Source organism: Aetokthonos hydrillicola CCALA 1050, from assembly GCF_017591665.1.
In the GTDB taxonomy this organism is placed as follows: domain Bacteria; phylum Cyanobacteriota; class Cyanobacteriia; order Cyanobacteriales; family Nostocaceae; genus Aetokthonos; species Aetokthonos hydrillicola.
Window position 1 is genome coordinate 1 of record NZ_JAAKGC010000165.1, and the last position, 7,967, is coordinate 7,967.

Below are 7,967 nucleotides of genomic sequence, written 5' to 3' on the forward strand. Positions count from 1 at the left end.
AGAAATGGTGGACTATAGCAGATATTGAACCACAATTAAACTCAATAGTTTATTGCCCACATTGCGGCGAAAAGAATACTGTTGTCAGCATTTTGACTCACCAAGAGAAACCCATGAATGAATAGAGCCATTTAATCAATTGTTTGAACTCGCCACTCTACAGCCGGGATAAATCTAATTCCAGCACTCTTGGCACACTGTTCGTCTTCGGGGCGATCGCCAACCATCAAACACTCATCAGGTGATAGATATTTAATAGCCATGTTAACCATCCCTGCTCCCGGTTTCCTGAAACTACCAAGCTCTTCTATTGAATCTTTTTTGATGATGTTGTAATCATCCTCACCAAAAACTTTATAACAGGTTAACCCTTCGTAATCTGGACAGAAGTAAGCGAAATCAAGTCCTGCAAGTTCAATAGTTATTTTCTGCTCTTTAATTGCATCCTGAATACTCTTGTGACCGACGGCTACTCCCCCCTGATTAGTGACACCTATAAGCAACCAATCTTTGTAGCGTGAGAGCGCTTCTTTAACTCCCTTCATTAGTTGTTGGTCTTCAGGGTCATTAATAAATGTTTTTCCACTTTTCGTTTCTCGAACCGTACCGTCAAGGTCTAGAAAAAGAATTTTCATGTGCGCGTTCTCAAGTAAGAAGCCTAATTACGTTAGTTATGATTACACTCATCGCTATTCTGGCATGTTTTTTATGTGACTGTTATGTGACTGGATGGAGTGCGATCGCCCTCACCCTCCCTTCACCATCATTGCATCCAGCCTAACTCTGACTTCCTCCCCGCCGTCTTAAAACCCTCGTTCACGAGGCGGTTTTTTTCTGCGAGCCAAACGATGAAACAAGATGGAAAATGGAAAGTGCAAATATTTAAGAGAGTACTAAATGCCTGTTTGGAGAAGTTGGACACCACCACAACTGACCGTTACTACCGCGACATACCAATGGACAGCGCCTTATGCTTATGATGTACACGAACGTCAAGGTAACAGATGGACAGATAGAGCATTATCTGGGAGTAACATGAGCGCAGTTTTTGCTGCTAATTACCGGACCACTCCCAACCTGGATTTTGCATTTACTACCACTGCGAATTACCTCAATCAACGGTTTTTGCAGGAGGTTCCGGTTCTTAGTGGTAGGTTGAAAGCGTCACAGTCGATGACGTTGAGTTGATGAGCGGTGGGCGCGGGATTAAGCCCTCCCGCCACAGCCAACCACTAACCCAGGTTGCGGTCTGTGGACTTTTTGTTTACAAGTCTAAACTCAAGCGCGAAAAAAGACTAAACCTATTATGCCCCAACACATTCACACTACTGCCGAACTCCGAAGCGCGATCGCCGACCTATTAGCAGCGGAACTTGGCACGTTTGCCAACAACCAGCCCGCTATCTGGGTTGAGCCTCCCAGCACTCCCAAAGGTGGCGTGAGTGGTGGTGTGGAAGTGAGTATTTCTAGATTTAAAAACGTTTCTAGTAGCAGCCTACTACTTAATAACCAGCAAGAACAGCGCTATGAGTGGATCGTGGTGCTGAAATTAAGCGATCGCACTTCAATAGGTTTCACGAAATTTAGTAACGCCATTGAAAAAATGCGGCGGTATTTTCCTAGGAGACGAGAAACAATATCGCCTTACAGTGAAGAAGACAATTTGATTGCTACGTTTCGGTTGAGTGAGTTGGAAGTGGTGAATAGTTACGTTTAGTTGATTCTAGTTGAGAATGGAATCACAGCTTAACCCTCTTCCACCATAGCTTTCATCAATATTTTTGCAAAAAATATTCCAACATCTATTGACAATTTATCTCAATTATGCTATAATAGAGAAAAGGGGAAATCGCTACAATCCCCCCTCATCACAGGACTTCAAAATACTATGAATATTCAAGATTTGCTCACCTTCGCTATCGAAGCTATTTTCAATTGCTTTTGCGCTTTCATTTTCCTGGATCTCTTCATTCGCTGCACCGCGCCATTTGCAGTCCCCCCAATGCCGAAGATTGAAAAGCGACTACCGCAGACTCTAGAGGAACTGGAGCCTGATGGGGTCTACAATTTCGGGCTGGCCTTAGCGCTTTCGGACCCAGATTAGCTACCAAACAAAGCTCTCCTTACCTCCAGCTAAAAGCTGGGGGATGAAAGCGATAAAGCCGCTTAAAAGCAGCCAGTATCTACGCGAGTTTTTCCCACTTACTGAAATCAGCAGCTTGCTCTCGCACTTTTACCCAAGCTTCAGCCTCACTTTTAGCTGACTCTTCATTCACAAATATTCTAGGAATGCTATCAGCATAATCAACAGTTAGAATAAATTGCAATTCTCTTGGAACAGTCACATTAAAAAAATAGGGAGATAAATCTTTAATCCCAAAATCAGCCTTACCCGTTGTTAGCATACAATGTTTGCCATGAAGTATATATTCTGCTGTTAAATGAATTCTTAGGGGTGGTTCATGTGAACCTATTTGTTCTAACCTCTCCAACCAACTTTGTATCTCTTGCTTGGCTAACTCTTCAGAAAAATAATAAGCAGGAATTAAGTTAAAGAAGTTGTTGTGCGCTCCCGGTTTCAGCATGGTTGCAAATTGAAAGTTACCGCGATCGCTTTCATGTAATTTCTCTAAAGTTAGCTTGCCGTACTGAGTTTCTAGGTTCTGTTCTAAGGTGTTATCTTTGTCTTGTTCCCAGTTATTCATTCTTTCACCAACCTAAAGTTCTTATTGATATATTCCTCAATTTTCTATTTTATTAAAAAGAACAGAATCGCCCACAACCAAAACTGAGCACGCAACTTCCATGCAAACCAAGCGACGTTGTGATTATTTAGCTCCCCTTTTTGCTTCCACACACCAGTGTAATGAACACTTTTCTTGTTGAGTGTACGCCCATAAGAATTTTCATGACAAGCATTGCATAGTGGAATGATATCGTACCCAATTATTTCTAGTCCGCTCACAGATTTCTTGGGAGGATGCAGGAGGAATATTCCTAGTATTCTCCTTGTAAAGGATCGCTTGTATTTAAGATGATGGATAACCTGCGCTCTTCCATGCAAAGGATTTTGTGTGCAACGTGGAAGTAACTGGTAAGTTTTCGCGCAAGTACGCCGCCAGTTTTCGGCGTACACAAAGGTAGTTATTCTCATAAATTTAATTCTTTAAATTCCTTGTAAGCCTGTTTCCAGCCGCTACGATTCTTGGAAACGCCCCAAAGTATCTCGATAATCTTTGTTTGAGAATCACCTTGGGTAACCATCTCCCTAATCTTGAGAATCAGTTTGTCTTTAGGTATCTTGTTGGGAGTGTAGAATTGTTCAGAAAATATCGTCGTTTCCTTCATTTCCGGGTGATTCCCGGTATCACTTGGAGACTCTTTTTCTGCCCCTAAATTCATACTTTTGGTATTGGTATCGAGCGACATGCTTCTTTTCAAATGCTCAATAGCCATTTCCCATAAGTCTTCTGGGTTTTCTGGTTGTGATTCTGGTAGTGATTCTGATGGTTCTCCTACCGGAACCAAATCGGAGAAATCAGTTACATCTGCGATAATTTGCTTATAGTCCCAGTAGGTTGGGACTTTGACTACTAAAGCATCTACAGGATTCCCTGACTGGTCTGTATATTTTTGGTTGGGGATTTTTATTTCCCCTTCTCCAGTAGATCGCCAGCCGCCAATGCATTCCCCATCAGGAACTGAGAATTGGGTGAGGGTACACGCACCGCTAGACTTGATTAACTCAGCTAACCCTTCAGTCCCATTCATTGTGTTAGTATCTGATTGCAACGTGCGAATCAGATAGCAATTACCTTTACGAGTGGCTACAAAAACCTTCTTCCAGAAAGCTGTTAGCCACTTTTTAGCATTGAATCCTGGATCGCCTTCTTTAAGGTTGGCTGGGCGGTTAAAAACCGAAAGTAAGCCATCATATTCGGCGCATTCTTCTAACAAGATAGTTACCGGGAAATGGTCGTATTGGCTTTCTTCTAAATTTTGGTATTCGTCATAACGTTTTTCTATAAGTCTTAGAACCGTTTCTAGTCCCGTCATAAGACTAGATGCTCTTGCTTCATCCCCAACACCAACACCATAGAAAGTGGTTCCATGAAGAAGGTGAGGTTCAATCCCCTTGTACATGGACTTGCGCTTGTGGGGATTTACGATAAGTAGCTTATGTCCTTTGTAGATGCGGTAACGTAGCATCATGCAGCCTGTTGTCGTTTTTCCGCTTCCCTGACTGCCTACTAAGCTAATAATACCTGCATCGACAATTTGCTTTAAATCACTATCCAGTATCATCTGGATTGCTTGTGGTATCTGGGTTTCCACTGGTTCTGGTGCAGCTTCAATTACAGGTAATTCTTCCTTGGTATCGTTTTGCCCTAAAGCACTTTCAAGTTCTGGTACTTTGGTGAGTTCATCAACCAAATGGGGATTCCTTTCAAGATGAAGGTAGGCATAACCATCGGTTAGTTCCCGCCGGAAATCTTCCACCCTCATCTTGGATGCGATCGCCATTTTCTCTAATTCCTCTTCCTCCGCCAGCTTGTCCCTGGCTTGCTCCAGTTGTGGTACCTGAATCTCCTTCAATCCCCTACCGCTCACCAGTACAGCACACCCACACAGCCCAGCCCCCAAGATGCTGGCAATAGTCCTGGTCAATCCACTTCCAGGAATCATCTTGGCATTTTTTGGTATATTCGCGTACCATGATGGTACAGTTATTAGGGTGCAAGGTTTGGTGGCGAGAGTACAGTATTCATACTGCGGCTCGAAAGCTCCTATAATGCTAGTAAAAGCCAGGGCAGCACTACCTATTAGTAACCCAGAGCTAATACTTAAAGACCCTTTCAAGAAAGTAACCCTACAATTACAAGCAGCAAAATTGAACACACTATTACCAGTAAAGCAATCTGCCAAGCTGGTAATATCCATGAGAAAATATGGATTGGTAAAGTCACTATTGTTACTAACCAATCCCAATAGCTTAAAAAACTTAGTGCTAGAGCCAACCCAGTCAATCTACGTGTAGCAGTACCCTGTTCATTTTGAGATGGGACTAAAAGCAGGTAACCAGGGACGGCTAGTAACAGAAGTAGGTAGAGGATTCCTGCTCCTGGAAGTAATCGGGAGAGGTTGGCGATTGCTACTGCTGTTAAAAACCAAAAAACGTAGACAGAGAGCCTGTTTACAACCCGAAGACTATTTTCCATTAAACCAATTCTTCAACCCTTCCCAAATGTTTCCACCACCACCACCCGAATTATGAGGGGTGGTAGTAGCTGTTGCAGTACCACCGTTACCAGAGCGCAGCGCTGCACCTTTTGTCCCGTAAGCAATCAAGTTTCCAATGCGCTCTTTATCAGCTTTTATCTGTAGGTTTAACTCTTGAATAGCAGCTGCTTTATCTGGGCGTAGATCGATTTGTTGCTTAGCGCTAGCCAGCTTTAATGCCATTGAACGAAGGCTAGCTTGTAAGGAATGGTCTTCTAGTTGAATGTAATTGTCCAAATCAGCAGCTAACAACTGCTCATTTACATTAGCTTTGTGCTGTAATTTCTTACTATTCTGGCTGTATCCTTTAACAGCCAGATAAGTATCTAAGCCATTTTTATCGATACTCTCAGCACCTTTAATACCAGACTTAGTAACCTCTGCTACAAACTGGTTGAAATTAACCTGACGGTTAATGTACTTGGTGAAATGCTCTTTCAATTTGTCTAAGTGAGAATCCATCCACTCGGACTGCTTCAAGAAGTCTACCAAATCCCCAAGCTGGTTCTCATCCATTGCTGGTATCGCTGTTAGGTCGATACCGTAGTAGTTTTGGAGGAGACTCCCAGCATCAGGATGTAACGCTAAAGCCCTGATACCTTGGGCGTTTCCACCACTGTTACCACTACCACTAACATCTACAAACTCAGCATTAACTGTACGCTGCTGTCTCTTCAACTTCCCGACGGCTGTTTTAGCGAGAGTTCCTATTCCCATTGTTAGTTACCTCTAAATAAACCCTGAAATCAATAAACGGTAATCCTTTAAACGCTGTAGCAAGAATTATTGCCAGCCCCACGCTCATTAAGGTGATGGCAATAGTTTTTGTTAAATCATCTTCCATTGCTGTATTTGAAGTGTCGCACCAGCGCCGATTAATCCCCCAGCGATCGTCACTAACACAGTCGCAGGAGAAAGGCTTATAACAATTCCACTAACAATAGAAACTACAGGAAACATTGCAAGAAATTTCACGATACTATCCTCATTTTTTCAAGTAAAACCCAATTCCAACACCCACTAAACTCCCCCCCAATCCAATTGGAACTGCCAATTTAAATTGACAAGAAAAGCCCAAAAGAATTGTGATAAATGCTGAAATAATTACCCCGATTAGATAATTTTCAGCTTCCGTTGTACGGGGGTTTGTCCTAAAGGGGTTATTGCTTGGGGTTCCTTGACTAGCCCTTGCAGTAGGTTGTTAATTGCTGTTGCTGCTGTTGTATCGGTGTGACCGCGCAGCGCTTGCAGCTGCTCAGCCAAATCATTGGTATCGGCTGCTTTTCCTTGGGTCAGTCCTGTTAACAGTCCCAACTGGTATCCGGATCGTATTTCTTGGGCATCTTTTTGCCCCTCTTGAAAACCCATTTCGACCCGTGCGGTTCTGGCTTGTTCCTCGATTTTGACGAGTTCTTGGGCTGAGTTGGCGATCGCACTTTCAACAGCCGTCGTCGCTGTTGTAATTTCCCCTCCGCCCGTGGTGGGGGTGGGGTCGGGTTTTTCTTCCTCTTGGGGCTTGGCTGCTCTAGTTTCGGCTTTGGCTTGGGCTATAAGCTCCTCAGCCGTTGGTTCTGGCGCTTGCGCGGTAACAGGAGCCTGTGGGGTTTCTTCCTCAATAAGCTGTGTTGGTTGGTCTGTTGTGAGCAGCTGCTCTAGTTGGTCTGTGGTGGTTGCCACTGGTTCTGTGATAGCGGCTTTACCTTTACCGTTGCGTCTGCCGTTGTTGTTGGTAGTAGTCATTTTTGATTCTCTCTAGTTTCTCTTCGATATTGATATGGTTTTCTTTGAAAATCGTGCTTAGTTGGTTGCGCGATCGCAACAACACAAACATTGCTTTCGAGTTTTGACCGGGGCTGAGGCTTAAAAATTCCCTCAGCGCCAAAATCTCTTTTACCTCATCCCAGGTTAAAAAATCCCTTTCTGCTAGGTTTAATCGCTTGAGATAGTCGGCGATCGTATTCGGGCTTTTTATCTTTAAAAGCCTTGAGCATTCTGCAATACTCACTAGCCCAGAATCCTTAATTACAGGGACGTTTAAGGTTTTCCCCCCTCTATATCTTGTTAGGGTTGCATGTCGAGCTACCGTCATTTTTTCCAAGGGTTGCGTATATCCCTAATTAAAAAGCCACCTCTGAGGGTGGCGCTAGTGTTTGAGGAATCTTTTGGTGTTTCACGAACCCTGAAGAAGTTTATGAATAGTACCAAAATGATGCAGTACATACTCTTTTGGGGCTTTGCATCGTGTACTCGTGGCATCTGCTAACCAATTCTTGAGGGTATCAACTGGATACCCAGACAATCGGTGCATCTGGTATACTGAACAGTTGTGAAGCTCGCGGAATTTCTTTGGGTGAAGTGGTTCTATTTCTAGCTTTATCATAGGTATGCTCCCTTGCAGGTGTGTTCTGTAGGTGGGGCAGCCTTCGGTGAGGATCAGTCACCGGAGGCTTTAGTGATGATAATATGTTGCAATACTTCATCACATAGTCATCTAATTATGAATATTGACAAACTTATAGAAGAATTGTCAAATGCGGGACTTTTAAAAGTTATCCAAAACAAAAGAATGACAACTTCTGAATTACCAGCAAGTTTGTACATCAAGCTTTTAATAGCATCAATTGCCACTAAAAAAGGTGCGAGTAACTGTATTTCAACAGCACTTGAAACCTACTGTATGAGAAACG

General features: G+C 43.2%; 12 protein-coding genes and 1 pseudogene. 4 read left to right on the plus strand and 9 right to left on the minus strand.

Features of this window, described 5'->3' with window-relative positions:
- Positions 1–131: 131 nt before the first annotated feature.
- Positions 132–635: an HAD-IIIA family hydrolase gene (locus G4P69_RS34200; protein WP_208345363.1), complete on the minus strand. Its 504-nt coding sequence runs from the start codon at positions 633–635 to the stop codon at positions 132–134.
- 262 nt (positions 636–897) lie between these two features.
- Between G4P69_RS34200 and G4P69_RS34205 the strand changes: the two genes are divergently transcribed.
- The 3 genes from G4P69_RS34205 (at position 898) to G4P69_RS34215 (ending at position 2,104) form a co-directional block, all read left to right on the plus strand.
- On the plus strand, positions 898–1,188 hold the full coding sequence (locus G4P69_RS34205) for a hypothetical protein (RefSeq protein ID WP_208345362.1): 291 nt from the start codon (positions 898–900) through the stop codon (positions 1,186–1,188).
- A 118-nt stretch (positions 1,189–1,306) separates the two neighbouring features.
- Positions 1,307–1,717: a hypothetical protein gene (locus tag G4P69_RS34210; RefSeq protein ID WP_208345361.1), complete on the plus strand. Its 411-nt coding sequence runs from the start codon at positions 1,307–1,309 to the stop codon at positions 1,715–1,717.
- Positions 1,718–1,888: 171 nt separating this feature from the next.
- On the plus strand, positions 1,889–2,104 hold the full coding sequence (locus G4P69_RS34215; protein WP_208345360.1) for a hypothetical protein: 216 nt from the start codon (positions 1,889–1,891) through the stop codon (positions 2,102–2,104).
- A 79-nt stretch (positions 2,105–2,183) separates the two neighbouring features.
- Here G4P69_RS34215 and G4P69_RS34220 read toward each other — a convergent pair whose 3' ends face one another.
- From G4P69_RS34220 to G4P69_RS34255, 8 genes are all read right to left on the minus strand, one after another.
- A complete protein-coding gene (locus G4P69_RS34220; protein ID WP_208345359.1) occupies positions 2,184–2,705 on the minus strand; it encodes a hypothetical protein in 522 nt (173 codons plus the stop codon).
- 44 nt (positions 2,706–2,749) lie between these two features.
- On the minus strand, positions 2,750–3,154 hold the full coding sequence (locus G4P69_RS34225) for a hypothetical protein (RefSeq protein ID WP_208345358.1): 405 nt from the start codon (positions 3,152–3,154) through the stop codon (positions 2,750–2,752).
- The gene (locus G4P69_RS34230; RefSeq protein ID WP_208354370.1) at positions 3,151–4,860 is read right to left on the minus strand and encodes a hypothetical protein; all 1,710 of its coding nucleotides are present in this window, start codon (positions 4,858–4,860) and stop codon (positions 3,151–3,153) included. The genes G4P69_RS34225 and G4P69_RS34230 overlap by 4 nt, the downstream gene beginning before the upstream one ends.
- A complete protein-coding gene (locus G4P69_RS34235) occupies positions 4,857–5,219 on the minus strand; it encodes a hypothetical protein (protein ID WP_208354372.1) in 363 nt (120 codons plus the stop codon). Before G4P69_RS34235 ends, G4P69_RS34230 begins: the two co-directional genes overlap by 4 nt.
- Positions 5,209–5,997: a hypothetical protein gene (locus G4P69_RS34240; RefSeq protein ID WP_208345868.1), complete on the minus strand. Its 789-nt coding sequence runs from the start codon at positions 5,995–5,997 to the stop codon at positions 5,209–5,211. Before G4P69_RS34240 ends, G4P69_RS34235 begins: the two co-directional genes overlap by 11 nt.
- Positions 5,998–6,108: 111 nt before the next feature.
- Positions 6,109–6,255, minus strand: coding sequence for a hypothetical protein (locus tag G4P69_RS34245; RefSeq protein WP_208345869.1), 147 nt, complete (start codon positions 6,253–6,255; stop codon positions 6,109–6,111).
- Positions 6,256–6,393: 138 nt separating this feature from the next.
- Positions 6,394–7,020 (minus strand): FliH/SctL family protein, encoded by a 627-nt coding sequence (locus G4P69_RS34250; protein WP_208345870.1) that lies wholly within the window; start codon positions 7,018–7,020, stop codon positions 6,394–6,396.
- The gene (locus G4P69_RS34255; RefSeq protein ID WP_208345871.1) at positions 6,983–7,369 is read right to left on the minus strand and encodes a hypothetical protein; all 387 of its coding nucleotides are present in this window, start codon (positions 7,367–7,369) and stop codon (positions 6,983–6,985) included. Before G4P69_RS34255 ends, G4P69_RS34250 begins: the two co-directional genes overlap by 38 nt.
- A gap of 408 nt (positions 7,370–7,777) precedes the next feature.
- Here G4P69_RS34255 and G4P69_RS34260 point away from each other — a divergent pair.
- Positions 7,778–7,967: pseudogene (locus G4P69_RS34260) on the plus strand (hypothetical protein); the annotation flags it as partial.

What these genes read in the sequence shown, in the direction of transcription:
- G4P69_RS34200 (WP_208345363.1), bottom strand. Translation starts at nt 635, where the DNA reads ATGAAAATTCTTTTTCTAGACCTTGACGGTACGGTTCGAGAAACGAAA.
- G4P69_RS34205 (WP_208345362.1), top strand. Translation starts at nt 898, where the DNA reads ATGCCTGTTTGGAGAAGTTGGACACCACCACAACTGACCGTTACTACC.
- G4P69_RS34210 (WP_208345361.1), top strand. Translation starts at nt 1,307, where the DNA reads ATGCCCCAACACATTCACACTACTGCCGAACTCCGAAGCGCGATCGCC.
- G4P69_RS34215 (WP_208345360.1), top strand. Translation starts at nt 1,889, where the DNA reads ATGAATATTCAAGATTTGCTCACCTTCGCTATCGAAGCTATTTTCAAT.
- G4P69_RS34220 (WP_208345359.1), bottom strand. Translation starts at nt 2,705, where the DNA reads ATGAATAACTGGGAACAAGACAAAGATAACACCTTAGAACAGAACCTA.
- G4P69_RS34225 (WP_208345358.1), bottom strand. Translation starts at nt 3,154, where the DNA reads ATGAGAATAACTACCTTTGTGTACGCCGAAAACTGGCGGCGTACTTGC.
- G4P69_RS34235 (WP_208354372.1), bottom strand. Translation starts at nt 5,219, where the DNA reads ATGGAAAATAGTCTTCGGGTTGTAAACAGGCTCTCTGTCTACGTTTTT.
- G4P69_RS34240 (WP_208345868.1), bottom strand. Translation starts at nt 5,997, where the DNA reads ATGGGAATAGGAACTCTCGCTAAAACAGCCGTCGGGAAGTTGAAGAGA.
- G4P69_RS34250 (WP_208345870.1), bottom strand. Translation starts at nt 7,020, where the DNA reads ATGACTACTACCAACAACAACGGCAGACGCAACGGTAAAGGTAAAGCC.
- G4P69_RS34255 (WP_208345871.1), bottom strand. Translation starts at nt 7,369, where the DNA reads ATGACGGTAGCTCGACATGCAACCCTAACAAGATATAGAGGGGGGAAA.